This window comes from Microbulbifer sp. GL-2, from assembly GCF_007183175.1.
Taxonomy (GTDB): domain Bacteria; phylum Pseudomonadota; class Gammaproteobacteria; order Pseudomonadales; family Cellvibrionaceae; genus Microbulbifer.
On the sequence record NZ_AP019807.1, the window covers coordinates 4036575 to 4053850 of the forward strand.

The 17276-nt window shown below is 47.9% G+C and carries 17 protein-coding genes; 6 read left to right on the plus strand and 11 right to left on the minus strand.

The genetic code is table 11. The features are described 5' to 3' along the window. A complete protein-coding gene (locus tag GL2_RS17500) occupies positions 1-831 on the plus strand; it encodes an SDR family oxidoreductase (protein ID WP_143731920.1) in 831 nt (276 codons plus the stop codon). Positions 832-1092: 261 nt separating this feature from the next. Further along, positions 1093-1302, plus strand: coding sequence for a cold-shock protein (locus GL2_RS17505; RefSeq protein ID WP_143731922.1), 210 nt, complete (start codon positions 1093-1095; stop codon positions 1300-1302). Positions 1303-1462: 160 nt separating this feature from the next. On the opposite strand, the gene GL2_RS17510 is transcribed toward GL2_RS17505, so the two are convergent. Further along, positions 1463-2338: a LysR substrate-binding domain-containing protein gene (locus GL2_RS17510; protein ID WP_143731924.1), complete on the minus strand. Its 876-nt coding sequence runs from the start codon at positions 2336-2338 to the stop codon at positions 1463-1465. Between the two features lie 61 nt (positions 2339-2399). On the opposite strand from GL2_RS17510, the gene GL2_RS17515 reads away from it, so the two are divergent. After that, the gene (locus GL2_RS17515; protein ID WP_232053856.1) at positions 2400-3152 is read left to right on the plus strand and encodes an FMN-dependent NADH-azoreductase; all 753 of its coding nucleotides are present in this window, start codon (positions 2400-2402) and stop codon (positions 3150-3152) included. 65 nt (positions 3153-3217) lie between these two features. Here the strand turns inward: GL2_RS17515 and GL2_RS17520 are convergent, their stop codons facing one another. The 5 genes from GL2_RS17520 to GL2_RS17540 form a co-directional block, all read right to left on the minus strand. Further along, a complete protein-coding gene (locus GL2_RS17520) occupies positions 3218-4003 on the minus strand; it encodes a CLCA_X family protein (RefSeq protein ID WP_143731926.1) in 786 nt (261 codons plus the stop codon). 133 nt (positions 4004-4136) lie between these two features. Further along, a complete protein-coding gene (locus GL2_RS17525) occupies positions 4137-4763 on the minus strand; it encodes an anaerobic ribonucleoside-triphosphate reductase activating protein (RefSeq protein WP_143731928.1) in 627 nt (208 codons plus the stop codon). Beyond that, positions 4756-4935, minus strand: a complete 180-nt coding sequence (nrdD, locus tag GL2_RS22170) for an anaerobic ribonucleoside-triphosphate reductase (protein ID WP_143731930.1) — start codon at positions 4933-4935, stop codon at positions 4756-4758. Before nrdD ends, GL2_RS17525 begins: the two co-directional genes overlap by 8 nt. 25 nt (positions 4936-4960) lie before the next feature. Next, entirely contained in the window at positions 4961-7018 is a 2058-nt protein-coding gene (locus tag GL2_RS17535) for a ribonucleoside triphosphate reductase (RefSeq protein WP_143731932.1), read from the minus strand. Between the two features lie 245 nt (positions 7019-7263). After that, on the minus strand, positions 7264-7668 hold the full coding sequence (locus GL2_RS17540; RefSeq protein ID WP_143731934.1) for a hypothetical protein: 405 nt from the start codon (positions 7666-7668) through the stop codon (positions 7264-7266). 557 nt (positions 7669-8225) lie between these two features. On the opposite strand from GL2_RS17540, the gene GL2_RS22015 reads away from it, so the two are divergent. Together GL2_RS22015 and GL2_RS17545 are read left to right on the plus strand one after the other, a co-directional pair. Beyond that, the gene (locus GL2_RS22015; RefSeq protein ID WP_232053669.1) at positions 8226-8378 is read left to right on the plus strand and encodes a hypothetical protein; all 153 of its coding nucleotides are present in this window, start codon (positions 8226-8228) and stop codon (positions 8376-8378) included. Between the two features lie 148 nt (positions 8379-8526). After that, complete coding sequence (locus tag GL2_RS17545) at positions 8527-10188, plus strand: hypothetical protein (RefSeq protein WP_232053670.1); 1662 nt, start codon at positions 8527-8529, stop codon at positions 10186-10188. A gap of 62 nt (positions 10189-10250) precedes the next feature. Here the strand turns inward: GL2_RS17545 and GL2_RS17550 are convergent, their stop codons facing one another. From GL2_RS17550 to GL2_RS17565, 5 genes are all read right to left on the minus strand, one after another. Continuing rightward, positions 10251-12287 carry an ATP-dependent DNA helicase gene (locus GL2_RS17550; RefSeq protein WP_232053671.1) on the minus strand — a complete coding sequence of 679 codons (2037 nt, stop codon included), beginning with the start codon at positions 12285-12287 and terminating at the stop codon, positions 10251-10253. A gap of 65 nt (positions 12288-12352) precedes the next feature. After that, entirely contained in the window at positions 12353-12745 is a 393-nt protein-coding gene (locus GL2_RS22020) for a hypothetical protein (protein ID WP_232053672.1), read from the minus strand. Then, the gene (locus GL2_RS17555) at positions 12742-14427 is read right to left on the minus strand and encodes a VRR-NUC domain-containing protein (RefSeq protein WP_143731935.1); all 1686 of its coding nucleotides are present in this window, start codon (positions 14425-14427) and stop codon (positions 12742-12744) included. Before GL2_RS17555 ends, GL2_RS22020 begins: the two co-directional genes overlap by 4 nt. A gap of 497 nt (positions 14428-14924) precedes the next feature. Further along, positions 14925-15356 (minus strand): hypothetical protein, encoded by a 432-nt coding sequence (locus GL2_RS17560; protein ID WP_143731937.1) that lies wholly within the window; start codon positions 15354-15356, stop codon positions 14925-14927. Between the two features lie 427 nt (positions 15357-15783). Next, entirely contained in the window at positions 15784-16200 is a 417-nt protein-coding gene (locus GL2_RS17565) for a YbaN family protein (RefSeq protein ID WP_143731938.1), read from the minus strand. 452 nt (positions 16201-16652) lie between these two features. On the opposite strand from GL2_RS17565, the gene GL2_RS17570 reads away from it, so the two are divergent. Then, on the plus strand, positions 16653-17228 hold the full coding sequence (locus GL2_RS17570; RefSeq protein ID WP_143731939.1) for a hypothetical protein: 576 nt from the start codon (positions 16653-16655) through the stop codon (positions 17226-17228). Positions 17229-17276 lie beyond the last annotated feature (48 nt).

The window sequence follows — 17276 nt, forward strand, 5'->3', positions numbered from 1 at the left end:
ATGGTTGTGGAGCAAACTAGTCGAGGGCGAAGGGTCATTGTGGTTACTGGTGCCGCGGGAGGTTTGGGTTGGGCGATAACGCAATGTCTTGCAAGAAGGCACGATTCCGAATTTGCCCTGGTTGATATTGATTCTCAAGCACTGTGTCATCGACAGGAGCAGCTCGAAGCCTGCGGATCTCCAGTCCGGGTTTTTGCAGCAGACCTATCAAGTAGCCAAGCGGTAGAGGAGCTGGTTCAATCCCTGCGCCAACAATATTCCAGAGTTGACCTGTTGGTAAACAATGCTGGGATCACACACCGCAGTCTCTCCACTCAAACTTCCAGTGCAGTGACCCGAAAGGTGATGGATGTCAATTATCATGCTGCGGTGGACCTGGCTCAGGGGCTGATTAAAGAGTTAAAATCGGCCTCTGGGTGGGTAGTGAATATCAGCTCAATGGCGGGATGGATGCCATTACTAGGGCGCGCAGGCTATTGTGCGGCAAAGAGTGCTTTGCACCAGTACTTCGAGACTTTCCGCGAGGAAGTCCGCCATCAGGGGATTCGGGTGCTAATGGTCTATCCGAGCTTTCTTTCTACGGATATCGAGCAAAATGCCCTGTCTGGAAGTGGCGGCAGAGTCACACATGCCCGCAGCACTATTGGTAAAGTCCGCAGTGCTGAGTGGATGGCCAACAAGATAGTGTCTGCCCTTGGAAGAGGGCAAGAGCGATTGTTTCCTCACGACAAGAGCTTACTCGGGACTTACCTGTACAGGTTGGCCCCGAGGCTGTTTCTCAGGCAAATGGTAAAGAACTTCCGGAGTGAGCTGGAAGTAGCGAACAAGTGATGACGAGCCGGCAAACCTTGGGCTGGAAGGAGGCCGCTGCTTCTCCAGTAGGTTAATTCTGCAATTTCGCTCTAAACTATGGACAGAGAAGGGTAACAAATGCTAGTATTCGCCTCGCTGGGTTAAAAGCCATGTTTCATTTTAGTTCAACTCGTAGTTTTAGTCATAATCCTTCGTTCTGTCCTTGTTAAACTCTTACTTTTACCCATCTGACCTCCAAGTCACTTGGAGTACATTTTTATTTTATTCAGGATATTTATTATGTCTAACACAACTACCGGTACCGTTAAGTGGTTTGATGAGTCCAAAGGTTTTGGTTTCATCGCACAAAAATCTGGCCCCGATGTTTTTGCACACTTCAGCAACATTGCCAGCAGTGGCTTTAAAACATTGCAGGAAGGGCAAGCTGTAGAATTTACAGTTACCCAGGGCGCCAAAGGCCCGCAAGCAGAAAATATTGTCTGCCTATAATTTTTGAGCTGCTATCCATTCCCGGATAGTGCTCATGAATCTCCCTCATGTTTCACGACATGGGGGAGAGTTCATTTAGTGACCCGCAAAATTTGTCTGACCCGCCATATTCCACCCCGCCAGTCTTCTTCAGCACACAAGTAACTTTGAGTCAGGTCGTTTACTCTATCTCCTCTAACAGCCACTGAATAAAAGTCTCTACATTTTTGTTTCCCCTGCTATGGTTTGCTATCACCGTATAGTAAGTAAATCCACTAATCTCGCTCTCTAGTGAAGTGCTCCTATAAGGAACAAGCCAACCGTTCTGCAGCGCATTCTGGACCAGCAGTGAGCTGACCAAAGCTATACCATGGCCAGCAAGGGCCGCCTGTATAACATGATGCTCCTGATCGAATTGGCGGATATTGACTTTTTCACCTGTGCTGCCAAGCACAGACTTCCAGCTAAGTGGGGGCAGGGATTGATTAACCCACCTGGTTTCTAAAAGCTGGGCCTGACTGATTTCTTTCGTATGAGATAAATAGCTTGGCGCAGCATACATACCCAAAGATTCAGTGCTGAGTTTCACCGTGTTCTTTATGCTTGGATCATACTTTCCATATCGAATTGCAATATCAATGCGACGATCGCGTTCGATATTATTCACTTCCTCGCCAGTCATCACAGATATATCGATACCGGGATACTTCCGGTAAAAACGCTCCAGCCTGGGCACCAGCCACATAGCCGCAAAAGAGGAAGTCGTGCTAATAGTAAGGGTATCCTTTAAGCCGGAAATTTCACTCACTGCAACTGCAAGTTGCTGAAAAATTCTTGAAGTCGTCTCTGCTAGAAGCCTCCCATTTACAGTTAATAACACCGCACGGGTTTTGCGCTCAAACAGTTGTGTCCCCAACGCTTCTTCCAGCGTTTTTATCTGGTGTGATACCGCAGTGGGGGTAATGAAAAGTTCTTCTGCGGCTTTTTTGAAGCTCCCCAGCCTCGCCGCAGCGTCAAATATTTTCAGTGAATTAAGTGATGGGAGAGTAGGGTACATCGGGAAGCCCTGCCTATAGATGAGAAATTCTTATCTATAGGCAGAAATAAGTCAATTGTCAATGAACGGTTGGAGCCGCAACATAGATAGGCCTTCAATTGGTTTATATGAGGTCTATAGAATGAAAACCCTGCTTCACATTGATGCTAGTGCCCAGCGATCTAGCCGTAATCACTCATCTGACGAGAGTCATAGCATACCTAGGCACACCTCTATCTCAAAGACAGTTGCTGCATCATTTGTGCAAAATTGGTCAGCACAAAGACCCCAAGATGAAATCATCCATAGAGACGTTGGCCTGAGCCCGCCCGCTTTCATCAGTCAAGACTGGATAGCCGCGGTATTTACTTCCGAGGAACGGCGCACTGAGAGGCAAAGATCCCTGACTATATTGTCAGATACTTTGATCGATGAGGTTGATAAGGCTGATATTATTGTGATGTCTACCGCGATGTATAACTACGGTATGCCGGCTGCCCTAAAAGCCTGGTTTGACCAGGTTATACGTATTAATAAGACTTTTACCTTTGATTTAGCCCGAGGGGATTACCCACTAGAACCCATAATGTCGGGCAAGGTTCTGGTGCTAATAACATCCGCCGGGGAATTTGGTTTTGGCGAGGGTGGAATACGGGAAAAGATGAATCACCTGGGGCCACATATCAAAACATTGAGCCACTACCTGGGTGTTGAACAGCTCTTTGAAATCAACGCTGAATTTCAAGAATTTAGCGATAAAAGGCACAGGAATTCAGTAACCCGGGCATTACTTCAAAGCAAAACGCTGGCCTTAAAACTGGCAAACAGTCAGTAATCCACCACCCCTTTCCGCTAGTTATTGGGGCCCCAAAAAGAGCTTATGTGTTTAGTTCCGGCTAATTATGCTAAACCGGAGTTTGCCAATAGAGCCTGGCCCAAACAAGCAAAGTAATGCTCAAAAGCCTGGTTAATTTGCCGGCGCTGCTGCCCCAAAGGGTAAAGCCCCAGCTTGGCTTCTTCACTGGCTTTTGAGCCCGCCACCAGAAAGTTATTGCTGATATTGGAATCCTGAATAAAGGCCTCGAAAGCGCGGGCACAAAGTTCCACTGGCTCACTGTAATAGATGGAGCCATTTGCCTCATCGACTTTTAGAGATGCCTTAACCAGGCCGCTGGGTTTCCTGCCTTCTTCGTCCAGCATAATAGCTTTAAAGCAGGCGAAAAGGAGATCGTTTAGCCGGTGAGGTATAGGAGTGGCATCGCGAAGCCAGGCTTCTGATGCGTACATAGTTTGCGAAGTATCACTGAATGCTTTCTGGGCAAGGTGGTGATCCAATGCATGGAACCACTCGTGAGCTATGGAACCGGGCCCCGCGTTTTTGGCCAGGGAAAAGCATTGAGTAGAGGGGTCGTAAAAGGCAGACATTCCAGGGCGGCCACCGATACCATACTGAAAGGACAAGGTACCTCGTAACGATATGAGTAGCTCTGGCCCCTTGAGTATGGTCATTAAATCGACAAGGGCGTCGTAAAAAAGGCCCGCAGCCCGGACTCGTTCCTTATCAGTTACCCAGCGCCCAACTGCAATTGATCTGAAGCCAAAGCGCCGCCTGATATCGACAAAAGTTGCTGGGTAGCTTTCCCGCAAATCGGGTCCACGGCGATAAAACTGTCGGGATAACACCATGGCCGGGCCGGGTAGAGAACCTGTTTCGAGTAAACTCCAGATACTAATACAGCCTCTGCTTTACCAGCAAGGCAAGCGGTAGATATTGTCGGGTCTGGCCAATTTTGTGAAAGCCTGCTAAAGCTGCGAATATTCAAGAAAGGAACTTCAATGTCTGGTCGAGTGCCTTTTCACTATTGCAACGCTGAACTTCCAGGTGGGGAATCCCTAGCTCCTGTAACTTGTGCCGAATCTGCTCCAGTTCAGTATCACTGGTGAGCACAGGATGCCTGGTAAGGCGCACCTGCAGGGGAGTATCGGAACGGGCAAGTAATTCAGCGCACTGCCAAGGGGCTTTTCCACTACCTTCCACTCCTGTAATAGCTGCGTAGTTCTCTGGTAGCGCTTTGATGTCGAGGCCAACCCAATCCAAGCTGGGAATCAAACGATCAAGTTTTCGCGGGTAGACTCCGGCAGTATGCAATCCCACTTTGAAACCCAGTGCTCGAACCTGGATGACAGCAGTCTCCAGCGCATTCTGGGCAGTAGGCTCCCCCCCGGAGAACACTACCGCATCCAGCAGCCCCTGCCGACTGGCAAGAAATCCCAGTATTTGCTCCCAGTCGTAGGCGCTGGGGGCCTTGGCTGGCAGCAGGTCGGTGTTATGACAGTAGCGACAGCGCCAGGGGCACCCCTGGCAAAAAACGACTGCTGCCAGTGCTCCAGGATAATCAATCGCAGTAAACGGAGTAAACCCGCCAACGCGTAGTTTCTCACCCATGTCTTTGCGCGGTGCCCGAGTGGCTGCCGGTCACAAAGAAACGGCGCTCCTTATGTTCCGATTGTTTGCCTGGATTCCAAAAGGATACCGGGCGGTGGTAGCCCATTACCCGGCTCCAGACTTCACAGCGAGTACGGTCTTCGTCTTTTAATACGGAGGTTTGTGATTCCATGGTGTCTCTCCTTTGAGGTCGGTTTTTAATCGCTGCAACAGGCTTGCTCTCTGGTGAGAAGGGCCTCATCGCAGCGGGGGCAGAATTCATGTTCACCACTTAAATAACCATGTACCGGACAGATGGAAAAGCTCGGTGTGACGGTGATGTAAGGCAGGCGATAGTTTTCCAGGGCGCGCTTTAACAGGCGGCGGCAGCTATCGGCGTCCGGCAACTGTTCACCCAGGTAGAGATGCAGCACAGTACCGCCGGTGTAGCGGGACTGCAGGGATTCCTGCCGGGCCAGGGCTTCGAAGGGATCATCGGTAAAGCCGACAGGCAACTGTGATGAGTTGGTGTAGTAGGGAGCTTCAACGCTGCCAGCCTGGATAATATCCTTAAAGCGCTTTCGGTCCTCACGGGCAAAGCGATAAGTGGTGCCCTCAGCCGGCGTTGCCTCCAGGTTATACAGGTGTCCTGTTTGTTCCTGGAATTCGGTCATTCGTAACCGGATATGATCCAGTAATTGCTCGGCCAGGTCTTTACCCAGCTCAGTGACAACACTCTCACAGTCATCACTGAAATTTCGCAGCATTTCATTAATACCATTGACTCCAATCGTGGAGAAGTGATTACGCAAAGTGCCAAGGTAGCGACGCGTGTAGGGGAACAAGCCCGCGTTCATGTGCCTCTGGATCACCTTGCGTTTCACTTCCAGTGAGTCACGTGCAAGTATCAGCAGCTTGTCCAGCTGGGCAAGCAGGCGTTCCCAGTCTCCTTTATACAGATAGCCCAGGCGCGCACAATTAATGGTTACAACACCGAGGGAACCGGTTTGCTCGGCGGAACCAAACAGTCCGTTGCCGCGTTTCAGTAATTCGCGCAAATCCAACTGCAGGCGACAGCACATGGAGCGCACCATGTTCGGACTCAAGTCTGAATTAATAAAGTTTTGGAAATAGGGCAGGCCGTAGCGAGCGGTCATAGCAAACAGCCGTTCGGCATTCTCGCTTTCCCAGGGAAAATCCTCGCTAATATTGTAAGTTGGGATGGGAAAGGTGAATACCCTACCGCGCGCGTCCCCCTCGCTCATTACCTCGATATAGGCACGATTGATCAGATCCATCTCTTCCTGCAAGTCACCATATGTGAACAGCATCTCCTTGCCGGCGACAACCGGAACCTGCTCACGCAGATCTTCGGGGCAAACCCAATCAAATGTTAGATTGGTAAAAGGTGTCTGGGTGCCCCAGCGGGATGGTACATTAAGATTAAAAATCAGCTCCTGCATACATTGGCGAACTGTGGCGTAATCCAGTTGATCCTTGCGCACGAAGGGGGCCAGATAGGTGTCAAAAGAGCTAAATGCCTGTGCTCCGGCCCACTCGTTTTGCAAAGTACCGAGGAAGTTAACAATTTGGCCAACTGCACTGGTTAAATGAGCCGGCGGTGATGATTCCACTTTACCGGGTACCCCGTTTAACCCCTCATGTAGCAGAGTGCGCAGGGACCAGCCTGCGCAGTAACCTGCCAGCATATCCAGATCATGGATGTGCAGATCCCCATCCCGGTGTGCTGCGCCAATTTCCGGCGAATAAACATGATTCAACCAGTAATTGGCAATCATTTTTCCAGAGCTATTTAAGATCAAGCCACCGAGTGAATACCCTTGATTGGCATTAGCCGCAACACGCCAATCTGCTTGCTCCAGGTATTCTTCAATGGAGGCACCGACGTCTACTAATGTCTGTCGCTCATTGCGTATTTGGGCATGTCGGCCCCGATATGCGATATAGGCGCGTGCTGACTCTATATAATTGCAATTGATCAATATTTGTTCGGCGATATTTTGGATCTCTTCAATATCTATCGGTATGCTCGCGTCAAAACGATAGTTAATGACTTTCAGTACTTCCTGAGTAAGCCAATCAATTTCATCTTCACCGAATTCACCCGTAGCTTGACCAGCTCGCACCAGTGCGGAGGAAATACGTTGAGAGTCAAAAGCTACAGCTCTGCCATCCCGCTTTCGTACCAGGAGGCTTCTTAGGTTCTGAGCAGGAAATGATTCTCTGTCAATTTCGGGGTTAGAGGTGCTTGTCATGGGCCTTCCTTCACAGATTGTGGTGGAAGCTTATAGAAGTGCAAAAGAGAAGATCTTGATCTGGATCACTATATATAGTGTCTATATAAAAATTTTAATACAATATATAGATTTTGTTTTTGGCGTGAGTACCGGAAATTATTGAAATAACAAGATATTGGCCGTGGGCAACTGGGCAGTATAGGTACGAAAAAGTTGCTCTAGGGGAGCCTTCAAATTATTCAAGGCTCCTAGGAGATTTATACTTAAATAAATTGGGATATTAGGGAGTCATAATTCATTGCAATGTAAAGCAGTGTTGCCAAGTTCGCAAAAAGAATAATCGGTATCAGCCAAAGCGCTAATACCCAGAAAGAGCCCTCGTTAAGAAAAATAATAAACATTGATATGGCCAAACCTAAATAGAGGTCTATACCTATCTGCCTGGCCCAGTGAAAAGGGTAAATCGTTTTGATCGTCTTAAATATATTCTCTTTTGAGCTGCAATAAATCGAGTATCCCAGAAAGGAGATAAATAGAATCCAGGCAATTGACTTGCCAGCAGGATAACTACTCTCGCTCAAAAAAAGTGGCTCGCCATCATGCAGATACATTGCGATGAAAGCAAAGAGGAAAAATAAAATCCATAAACCATTCTTTTTCAAAGACATTTCTTATCCTTATTGGTCATTCGTTATTGAGCTTATGGTTACATTGACTCAGTAGGGGCAGGCTCCTAAGTTAATGCAAGACGTGATGGAAAGGGGCGTTTCACTAGCCAGTTCAACCGTGGAGGCAAGATAGCATATAGAGGCTTTCCTATCATAGAGCTGATTAGGACAAACAGATAAGCACAGGCTGAGTCACTCCAGGAAAGGCACTCATTTTATCTAATTGGCAAATTTACCGCTTCTTGACAGGAATCAAAAATTGGTTTCCCCCTAAGTTAGCTTTGAAAGTGGCTAAACGAGCATGACCTACAGTTTTCATGAGTTTAGTTGTGGGTGGGAGCGTGTTTTTTCCTAATTTGTATGTTGGTGACAAATATTGTCAGAAAAGTGCTGAAATAGACAGGTTTTATTTTCTTCATTTTTTTAAATGCGACACAGAAAATTATTCACGAAAAAATAAAATTCCTTTCGTATTTTCATTTCGCGACTTACCCGGAACTAATTTCTGAATCCTCACCTAACATCAAAATCAAAAAGATAAGATATTTCAGGCGTTTATGGACAAGTTATTTAGCAAGAAACTATTGGTATTGGCATTAACCGCGGCCTTGGCCGCATGCGGAGGGGGGGCGGTTCCTCAAGCTCCGACCCTGAGCCTGCAGCAACAGGAGATGGTGGCAGTAGTAGCGGCGGTGACCAGGGGGTGGTGACCAGGGGGGTGGTAGTGGCTCAGGTGATACCGGCGGAGACACAACCCTCCCTGATAATGACCCCTCGACAGTAATCACAGGAGATGTCTCTTCCTCTGATCTGGGGTTTGCCACAATTACAGCTACAGATATAACCCTGCCTGACGCAATGGTAAATGCCCAGGAAGTCTACCAGCTTGCGCACTATATCGGCCGTACAGATAGTGAGCAGGATGAGGAAAATATCGACATTCCTATCCGCAGCTATACGGCAACCTGTGCAACGGACACAGATAAGCCAAGGATGTTTGTATCCACCACACTGTCCGAAGGACAAAGTGCATCCGATACAACCTACGGTTCTGTCTACGAACTCCAGTACAACCCTGAAACCTCCAGCTTTGATCAAACTGGAAATACCACGATTCTCAAACAGTGTTATGAATCCCACGGTATTACAGCTAGTGCAGATTGCTCAAGAGTTGCTGTTTTGTGTAATACCGAATACAAGGCCAGCGAGCGCTATGACATTAAGAAAGACATAGTTGAAGAGCATGGCACTAGCAAGATGAAGATTAACGAGGATAACCTCGCTAGTGTTGCAGGTACCGATAATGCGAAAAAATACAATGATCAAATTTGGTTAATGGAGTGGGACAGCAAGCCCTTATCGGAAAAACCAGACGCCTACGTAGTCAACAAAATGCATGGCGGTACCCACTTGGGTACCCAAGAGTTGTTATATGTTGAGAATGACAGTAAAGGGCGTACAAATTATGCATTCTCGGTAACCGCGCGCGTACTCTCGAGTGGCTCCCACTATTCAGCAGGATTAACTGTGATCGATCGGGATGATTGGTCTCTAACTATGACAGGAGATGACCGTAGAGGTTGGGACTGGTTATGTGGTCACGGCCACGTACTTAATATTCGGGCTTTCTATAACCCTGGGAATGAAATGTTTGGGGCACTTTGTACCAGTGATGGAAATAAATATCATCCTTCACCTGGCTTGAAAGCAATTGCTATCAAAATGGAAGATGATGGCTCATCTATTCTTGAAGGCACTTACAATCACGTGGTTCCTACAACAAGTGCAATGATCTCCAACGGGGGAGGGCACACAGTCGTTCCGGTAGATGCGAATACCAATCTCTCAGTGGTTGTTTCTCCGAAGTATATCGAAGATGAGGATATGGATAGGTACTTGCGGGATACTCTTGGTATTGATACCAGTGGAGATGGCCCTTTTGATGATCAATGTGCTAAGGCTAATAAGAATTGCTTCTTCTCGTATCTCGAAGAGATCGAGTATGATGAGGGTGACTATTCACTTATACCAAGGCAAGATCTCTATTCTGGCGGCGCCCTGGATAAATCTTCCTTAACTCGCGTGGGTATTGCCAAGGTTGATTGGGAAGGCAATATTGAGGGTGTTGGCATTAAGTGGCTGGCGGAAGACTCCGATTGTCAAATAAGTGACCCTCAGCTGGTCGACCTGAAGAACGGTCGCTACCTGTTTGGTTACGCACAATTCCAATGTATTTCCGATAATCTTCCATACAACCGCAGTTACAATAAGAGAGGTGAGGCCATGCGTATGCTGGTACCTAAAGCCTTCTATGTGATGGAGATTGATGCGGACTTGAATGTGCTGGAAGGGCCGGTAAAACTCACCGATTACGGATGGGGCGGCTTGGATGAGCCAATGTATCTGGGTAACGGCAAAGTAGCCTGGAGTTATATCAAGAATCCCTCCTTTGAAAATTATGTTGGCGGACAGCAGAACATCTGGCAAGCGATTGTTTACCACTCAAAAAGTGTGAACTGATCTTGATCGGCCGGGGCAAGCTTTTACTTGCCCCGGTCTTTTCTTAAAGCGGCCTCTTTCGGTCAGTTATTCCAGAAAGTCTTCAGACTCTCCGAAAGCACTGTACCGTCACTACAAACTTCCAGGCTCCAATGCTCCGGATACAATGCCTGATAAAACCTGTCAGTGAAGCGATAATCCGCCAATACAATCACTCCACGGTCTGACTCTGAGCGTATAACTCGTCCTGCTGCTTGCAAAACCCGGGTTAATCCTGGGTAACGGTAGGCAACATCGAAACCAGTTCCTATGGTATTTTGAAATTCAGGATCAAAGGCCCTGCGGACCAATTCCTGCTCTTCATTAACTAGTGGCAGACCAGTACCGACAATGATGGTACCAATCAGTTTACCTCCCACAAAGTCAACACCTTCCCCAAAAACGCCCCCCATGATTGCAAAGCCCAAAGTACAGGAACCTTCATTGAAGGCTGCCAGGAATTCTGCGCGCTGACTATCATTGGCTTCCGGCTCCTGATGTAACAAATTAACATCAGGAAAGGTTTGCTCGAAAGCCACCGCTACTTGCTGGAGGAATTTATACGAGGGAAAGAACACCAGGTAGTTACCTGGATGGCCCCGGTATGTACGAGCGATAATCTCCACCAAGTTCTCTGTAGCCTGGTTTCGTGATTTGTAGCGGGTATCAACATAGGGGCAAAGGAAGACACCTTGCTGTGATGGAAGAAAGGGAGATGGCAGCTTCAGGTATGGAGCTGAGTTGTCCACCCCCAGCTGCTGAAAGATGTAATCTGCTGGGCGCAAAGTGGCAGAAAATAAAATAACTCCGTGAAACTGGCGAAATATTTGTCGGAGGTAGCTTGCAGCATTCAAACACAATAGTTTGAGTTGCTGCTCCTGCCATGGAGTGCCCGAATCATATACCCGAGTGAGGGCTTGATGTTTTTCAGATAGGTCTTGCTCGATGCAGACATAGCGGTAAACGGACTTTAGCCATTCGTTAATTTCCTCTGGTGGTAACTGGGACTTCCCCCATAGCTCACTGACTGTTAAGAGCACTTTATGAGCGGCCCTGGAAACTGTCGCGGGGCGATTCTCTGTCGTTGCAAGGGAGGTAACCCAGACTTCAGCATTTTCTTTACTGAATTGAACACCACTTACTGTGGGGGTTTCGGAAATTTTGAGTTGTTTAACCCACCTGTCAATTGCCCTGCTCAGGGCCTGGATACTGCGCTGTAACTGGGGGCGGCTTCCTTTACAACTTGCAGCTGCACGGCGGGTTTCTTCGCGGCTCAAGGTTACGCTATACATTTCACGCGCTCGGCTACTCAGGTTGTGAGCTTCATCCACAAGCAGCGCACGACGTAGGCTGTGATCCCGCAATGCGCTTAAACGCACCAAGGGATCAAATACATAGTTGAAATCGCATACGACCAAATCTGCCCAAGGCAGCATCTGCAAGGACAGCTCAAAGGGGCATAACTCGAATTCATCTGCAGCTTCCGCCAGCACTTGCGGAGTGATAAGCGGCGAACCCAGGAGCTGAGCGCGCGCCTGTGGCAAACGGTCGAAAAATCCTCGAGTGCGCGGGCAAACTCCGCCTTCATCCCGGCTGCAAAGGCCAAGATTACAGGCACAGGTTTTATCCCTCGCCTGAATTTCTAACAGAGATAACTTCAAACCTTTATTGTGCAGGCTGGTCAGAGTTTCTTTTACTACCTGCCGGCCCGAGTTTTTTGCAGTGAGGTAAACTAACTGCTCCAGCTGACCCTCACCCAAAGCTTTAATGGCCGGGAACAGGGTGCTGATGGTTTTCCCAATTCCGGTAGGGGCTTCGGTGACCAATTCACCACCATCTCTCAGACAGCGGTAAGTAGCTACTGCCAACTGACGCTGGCCTTGTCGGTAATCAGGAAAAGGAAAAGTCAGAGCACGAGCACTGGCGATTACCTGCCGACGATGTGCTTTCCACTGACGATGCCATTGAATGTAGTTTGCGAGTGCGGTAAGCGTGAATTGCTCCAGTGCTTTCCAGGTGAACTCCTGCTGCTCCGGGTAAGACTTTTTCTCCTTGAGGTTGTGCCAGAGCATTTGCAACATTACCCGCTCACGAGGAGCGTCTCGCTCTGGATCTTGTTGGAGCAGGTAGCAAAATCCGTAGACTTTCAGCTGTGACCACTGTAATTGTCGAATAGACTCAGGTAATTTCGAGGGGGGCAGTAAGTGGTTTTGATTTCATCGATCTGCGCCGGAGTATGCAGGTCGGTTTGTGGGTGAAAGATATCGGCCCTGCCGCTCAATACAACTTTATAGTCTTCAATTGGCACTTGAACCTGTAAGAAGTACTCGGCTTCGCTGCCTTTGGGGCGTTGTTTTTGCAATTTCTGATGCGCGCGAATACCCTCCAGCGCGGAGGGGCCAGGCCCCGTATCGTTAATCAGGTCACCACTGCGGCAGGAAAATGCAACCAGCTCACCTACCGACAGGCGCAGGAGTGGCGCCTCTTCAGCAGAACCAACTTCAATTGCTAAGCAGGCTTCTACCTTCGAATCACTCAAGGCAATTGCCACTCTACATGGATAACCCGGTGGGGAATCTGCTGACCGGCAAAGAACGTGAGCCAGCGCTGCTGATTTTGCTGTAGCCGGTCACCGGGGCCTTTGACCTCGACCAATTCATAACCACCTGCTGCCGGGAAAAGAATCAGATCTGGAAGTCCACTGCTATTGTGTCCAATATCACTCAGTAGGCGCCGAAAGCAGGCTTTCCAGTGTGCAGGCGGGATTCGCTCTATGGCATTCGTCAATAGTTCCTCTGATAGGGCATCCCAGGCAACCAGTGGGTTTGAGATACCCCTCTTTTCACGGTAGGTACGCCATACCTTCTCTTGCAGAATTTCTTTGTTGAGATTTGCCAGCCGCTGTTCAAACAGGGAGCGGCGTGCGAGGAAGAAATCAGGTGTCCGGTAGTCACTGGGAGCAGACTGGAACGGGTTAAAGAAAGCCCCCGGTACTGGTGCGAACAGGATCTCCCAGATGTAGAGCCCCAGGATACCGTTAAGCAGGCAGTTCTCCACGTAATAACAGCTACCGTCCGACAAGTGCTCAAGGTGTGAGGCAACCTGGATCTCAACTCGCTCAGGCCCCTCGGGTAAAGTAATCAGTTCAGTGGGGGGGCGATAGCGTTTTGGGGCAGGCCACTTATGGGCACAATCCAGATCTTTGGCCGTACGGTGTCCAAAGCTCTCAGCAAAATTTCTCTCCGCTTCGTCAAAAGGCTCTTCCAGAATCTGCAGGCAAAGAGAGAGACCCTTCTGGGTATTTCCATGCTTTACTGCAATACGAGCCCGCCTCTCCCTTGCAGGTGGGCGCTGGCACGTTTGATATAAATGGTCCGCCGCTTCCGGCTGATCCAGGCGTTCCAATTGACGGGCCAGCTTTAGACGCAAGCGGTCCAGGCGCCGGTGAAGTGTTACATCCCCACGAATGCCTAGGGGCAACTGTTCTACCAGGGCGAGGATATCTGAAGCATCTCCTTTCAAGGCCTGTTCAGCCAAAGCTAAACTACGGTAATAGTCCAGGTGCTGATCTAGCTGCTCGCGGCTTTGGAAAGGCAGGTTTTGACGATCCAGAGGGTAGTTTTCATAGCGGAAAAACCCGAGATCGCGCAGGACATAGTCCGTCAGGTCTTGGTTGAGGTTGCCAAAAAAGCACAGTTTAAACGTTTCAAAACAGCTGGCATATTGAACTGCCAATAGGGTTTCGCCGCTCAGCATCGCCTTAATACCAGAATCAGCACGCCCCTCTTGTTCCAATCCAGCCTGTTCCAGTAGGGCTGCCTCTAATTCGGTACGCTTCAGTGTTTTCGGCAGGTGGCTTGTACTTGCACTAAATAATTCGGGCTTGGTGAAGAGAGGGAGTAGTTCTTCAAACGGTATTTGAGGGTTGCAGTGCAGCAAGCCAATTTTTTGTAGTTCCTCGGCGGCAGAGGGCAGGTCTTTTATCTCTGTGTACTTCAGTTTGCTTAGGCGAAATACAGCTCCAGCCGATGAGGGGCTACCTTTGCGTGACAATAACCTCACATAGAGCTTTTGGCTATCGATGCCAAGCGACTGGAAATCGTGATAAAACTTGCTCTCTTCCTTCGAAAGCAATGTCCCATACCGGTCCATAACGAAGGCGACCAGAGTGAAGAAGTTGGTTAGGTAGTAATCGGGTGCTAGTTCTACTGGCTCAGTCATGGGCTATTAGGCGGTGAAAAGACTGTATGGTTATACAGCAAGCGTAAGGACTGGACAAATACTCTTATTGAATCGTTCGCCACAGAATGTTTGTCTTTTGGTGCCTGTGGCCAGAAGACCTGGGGTAGTAATAGATTTCTACCATACAACAGGCAATAGGTGCTTCTCCCAGGCTTTTCCTCTCAGATAATCAGCTATTGCCAGAGGGAAAAAGAAACTTCTGACTTGATTTACCAGCGTGCTTATTACAAATCAAATAAGGAATCTCAACGATGTATGTCTTTCGCAGAATGGCACAATAGGCAGCAGCTAGAGCAAGTTAGTACTTCCAATACCGAAATAGCTACAGAATCCGGAACAAGTGAGTCGATCAATGTTACCCAGTTAGGCACAGGTTGTATGGGGATGCACACTAAGTAGTAATGGTATTCGGATATACCTCAGACATAAGCCAGCTGTTGGGGCCAAAAAACAGCTATCAGTCTATCCGCTGGCTTTTACTTTATATATCTCAGGACATTTCTATATCTAAAAATTACAAACCAGAGGAGTAGCATAATTGGTGAGATAAATAGAAGAATCATCTGGTTTTCAAGTACAGCCATATTCATAGTGGCTACCACAGTGCCCACCTCATAGATATCAGTCGCCATTATGACCGGCAAAAAGAAACCCCAAAACTTTCGAGTGGCGATTTTCTTCGCAAAAGCCAGACCATAGAAGCCCACAAAGTAAGTGATGTAGATGAAGAGGCTGGCAGCTAGCCACCAAATAGACTGGTTGTATTCATTTAGTACGAAAGCTTCATATTGTGACCAGATCTCAAGGGGTACCAGCAGGAAAAACAATATCTTCCAGACAATACTGGGCTTATAGATATGGATTTCATTTTCCACCGTACTTTCCGATACCTGATAGGAATTCTGCATTAAAACATCCTTGTTGTTATCGCCTGGTGAACAAAAGTACCTAAGTACTTATATGGCCAGACCTTCCCGATACATTCATATTGTAAGTAGGGTACCAATTAAACTGGGCGTCTTAAACTGGGCGTCCCGATCAACAGAAGGGCGGAGAGGATATTCTTCTGAAACTCAATGTCAACCGCTTACACTGCCAATTTGACCACAATGAGACTTTAATCTTTAACTTTTTTATTCTATTCAAATTCCTACCAGTTAAAGAGAACATAATGACAAGATTTAGCGGTCAATACCCATTTAAGGGTAGTCCTTTGCTGCAATAAAAGGAGGAACATTTTGGCCTGAGATACCATTGATGTGAACTATTCAGTAGCTTGTACCTACGTTATTTAATGGCATTTCTAGGCTATAGCAGGATCAATTAAAAGAGAATTTATTTTTTCGGCTCGGGTCTGGTCCAAATCCAAAGCATCCCGCACCCAATACCGCCAACTATAAACAGCAATAAATAGGGGTTGCCGAAGTGATGAATAGCCACAGCTATGGATAGCACCATTGTCAGCGTGGCCAGCAACTTGGTCCGACGGCTGATATAGCCGCTCCGCCAGGTTTGCAACAGATGTCCAAACAGGTGATGATCCTCAATCCACTGGTGTAAACGTTCAGAGCTGCGGGAAGCCGCCCAGGCACTTAGAACAATAAAAACGGCCGAAGGCAAACCCGGCAGGATTGCTCCTACTATCCCTACCAGCAGAAAAAAAAAGGCCAGTGCTCCCCATAACCAACGCAACCATCCTTTGGCTAACGGCGGTGTTGCGGTATAGGTGATATCTTCGCTGTTTTGTCTCACTGCTATATCCCCTGACTCTCATATTGGATAGGCGGGGCCTGCCAGCCATTCTCTCAAATAGAACCCAGAATTTTCCCGGTTAAGCTTTGCCTAGCCCATGGGCTGGTTCATCCATGATTGGCACAATACTAAGTGACAGAGGCACTATAATCCAGCGCCTCAATCACATCGACCGACTTGGTAATACGGTTATCGTACCAAACTTTCTTCTCATGGAATTGGGAGTTTTTTCCTACAGCTCAAACGCGCCAGTGACGCTAATCTTTATTTATTGTCTCTAAATTTACTGAATCTATGCTTATTAACGCCACTTCCATCATTCTGCATCAGGTATAACCGACGGAGGTTTTAGCGCATCATCCGCTTGAACACCGGTTCAGCAGAGCGCTGGGTAGCATGTTCATCATATGCGCACCTGGTCAAATGTAGTCCTGCATGGATAGGAGGTGGATATGAAGTCCCACACTCAGATTGTGACCATAGCTGCGTTAGTATTCAGTGGAAGTGTTATTGCAGAAAATAACACCACAATAATCATTCAAGATGGATTAGAAAATACAGCCAATTCCGACCAAACCGGTTCCTCAGTAAACGGAAATGTTACCAACTTGATACAGAGCGGTAACAATAATTCCGTTGTGGCTTATCAAGTCAATAGTAGTAATAACAATACAATTAACAGCACCCAGAGTGGTGAAGGCAATACAGTTACTGCTATCGAGCAAAATGACAGTGTTGAAGCCACGGTCACAATTCAACAAGTAGGACAAGGTAACTTAGCAGAAACTTTGCAGGAAAATACAACATCCAGTTCAATTAGTTTGTTCCAAACAGGCACTGGAAACCGGTCTAACAATTCACAAGTAGACTCCAGTGGAAATAGTGGATCAGTCAATCAAAAGGGGGTATCAAACCTGGGGGCATTTAGCCAAGACACCACAATAAACAGCACGGTCGAGATTACCCAGGAGGGGGTTACAATATTTCGACTGGTTCCCAGAAATCTGCAACCTCCAGCAAGGCGGTAGTTATTCAAAAGGGGATCTCCAATTCAGCAGACTTTGGCCAAATTACAG

Bases quoted from the DNA above. Each gene is read 5' to 3' on its own strand.
- GL2_RS17520 (WP_143731926.1), bottom strand. From the start codon at position 4,003: ATGGTGTTATCCCGACAGTTTTATCGCCGTGGACCCGATTTGCGGGAA.
- GL2_RS17555 (WP_143731935.1), bottom strand. From the start codon at position 14,427: ATGACTGAGCCAGTAGAACTAGCACCCGATTACTACCTAACCAACTTC.
- GL2_RS17510 (WP_143731924.1), bottom strand. From the start codon at position 2,338: ATGTACCCTACTCTCCCATCACTTAATTCACTGAAAATATTTGACGCT.
- GL2_RS22015 (WP_232053669.1), top strand. From the start codon at position 8,226: ATGGACAAGTTATTTAGCAAGAAACTATTGGTATTGGCATTAACCGCG.
- GL2_RS17560 (WP_143731937.1), bottom strand. From the start codon at position 15,356: ATGCAGAATTCCTATCAGGTATCGGAAAGTACGGTGGAAAATGAAATC.
- GL2_RS17505 (WP_143731922.1), top strand. From the start codon at position 1,093: ATGTCTAACACAACTACCGGTACCGTTAAGTGGTTTGATGAGTCCAAA.
- nrdD (WP_143731930.1), bottom strand. From the start codon at position 4,935: ATGGAATCACAAACCTCCGTATTAAAAGACGAAGACCGTACTCGCTGT.
- GL2_RS17550 (WP_232053671.1), bottom strand. From the start codon at position 12,287: ATGTTGCAAATGCTCTGGCACAACCTCAAGGAGAAAAAGTCTTACCCG.
- GL2_RS17540 (WP_143731934.1), bottom strand. From the start codon at position 7,668: ATGTCTTTGAAAAAGAATGGTTTATGGATTTTATTTTTCCTCTTTGCT.
- GL2_RS17535 (WP_143731932.1), bottom strand. From the start codon at position 7,018: ATGACAAGCACCTCTAACCCCGAAATTGACAGAGAATCATTTCCTGCT.
- GL2_RS17545 (WP_232053670.1), top strand. From the start codon at position 8,527: ATGGTAAATGCCCAGGAAGTCTACCAGCTTGCGCACTATATCGGCCGT.
- GL2_RS17500 (WP_143731920.1), top strand. From the start codon at position 1: ATGGTTGTGGAGCAAACTAGTCGAGGGCGAAGGGTCATTGTGGTTACT.
- GL2_RS17570 (WP_143731939.1), top strand. From the start codon at position 16,653: ATGAAGTCCCACACTCAGATTGTGACCATAGCTGCGTTAGTATTCAGT.
- GL2_RS17515 (WP_232053856.1), top strand. From the start codon at position 2,400: ATGAACGGTTGGAGCCGCAACATAGATAGGCCTTCAATTGGTTTATAT.
- GL2_RS17525 (WP_143731928.1), bottom strand. From the start codon at position 4,763: ATGGGTGAGAAACTACGCGTTGGCGGGTTTACTCCGTTTACTGCGATT.